The organism is Arthrobacter sp. Hiyo1 (assembly GCF_001263615.2).
GTDB lineage: Bacteria > Actinomycetota > Actinomycetes > Actinomycetales > Micrococcaceae > Arthrobacter.
Genome location: NZ_DF952471.1, coordinates 440,008 through 441,224, shown reverse-complemented (window position 1 = coordinate 441,224; position 1,217 = coordinate 440,008). Strand labels below are relative to the sequence as shown.

Below are 1,217 nucleotides of genomic sequence, written 5' to 3'. Positions count from 1 at the left end.
GGCCCTGGCACGCGCCAATGGGTGGAGGAGCACGCCGCCCGGCCGGCCGCGGCGCGCTTGCTGCAGTTGATCCTCGACGTTTACTGATTGCGTCAGCCCGCGTTCATCCATATTGTCCTCGACACGTCCGTTCTTCCCGGCCTACCTTGAGTCCATGATCTCCGAGCCAAAGCTTGGGCGGCTTCTTCCCGCTCTCAGGCAGGCCGTCACAGGCCACCGACTCCTGTTTGCCGCAAAGACGGCCGTCGCGGCGGGGGTGGCTTGGTACCTCGCGCCGCTCATGCCTGGGACAGCCGCCGCCTATCCCTATTACGCTCCCTTGGGCGTCCTGGTCAGCATGCACCCCACTGTTGCGGCTTCCGCCAAGCATGGGCTGCAAAGCCTGCTGGGACTCGGATTGGGCATTGCCATGGCCTTCGCCGTGACCACGGTCACCACCCCGAACGCGCTGGCGGTGGCCGTCGTCGTCGGCCTGGGCGTGGTTATCGGCGGCCTGCCAAGGCTTGGAAGCGCCTCCGAATGGGTTCCCATGGCGGCGCTGTTCGTGCTGGTCCTGGGTTATTCGAATGCGCAGGGATTCTCTTTCGCGTACGTCCTGCAAATGGCTATGGGCGTGGCCGTCGGATTCGCGGTGAACTGGCTGGTCTTCCCTCCCCTTCATCTTGAAGGCATCGATCCCGCCATCGACGGACACCAACGGGCATTGTCCAAGCAACTCAAGGACATGGCCAGCGCCATGACGGAATCCTGGCCACCGGACCATGAGGAATGGGCGAGCCGCAGCGGCGAGCTCGCACGTACCGCGACCGACGTGCGGGCAGCTGTCCAAGCGGCGAAGTTGAGCGCAAAAGCGAACCCGCGGTCCCGCCGTCGAGCCCGCCGGCTGCCCGCCGACCTGGCCGGTTTGCGAACGCTGGAACGGCTGACCTTTCACGTCCAGGACATCACGGACGTCCTGGCAAGCGTCATCTGGGAAGAGGACGCGGGAACGGTCATTCCGGAGGGTGTCCCGCCAAACCTGGCTGAGGCGCTCGACGACGTAGCAACAGCGATTCGGCAATGGAGGCACGGAGATTCCGGAGACTTCCGGGATGCCCTGGACGAAGCCCGGGACAGTGTGGCAGCACTAAGTGACACCGTTACGGAAGCAGCCGCCGGCCAGGAGTCCGTGAACGCCACCGCATCGGTCGCCATGAGCCTCCGCCGGATCATCACTG

General features: G+C 65.2%; 1 protein-coding gene. It reads left to right on the top strand.

Annotated features, from left to right (window positions below; all coding sequences use genetic code 11):
• Positions 1-154 precede the first annotated feature (154 nt).
• The coding region (locus tag AHiyo1_RS13580) for an FUSC family protein (protein ID WP_059388922.1) at positions 155-1,217 on the top strand (1,063 nt) is incomplete at its 3' end.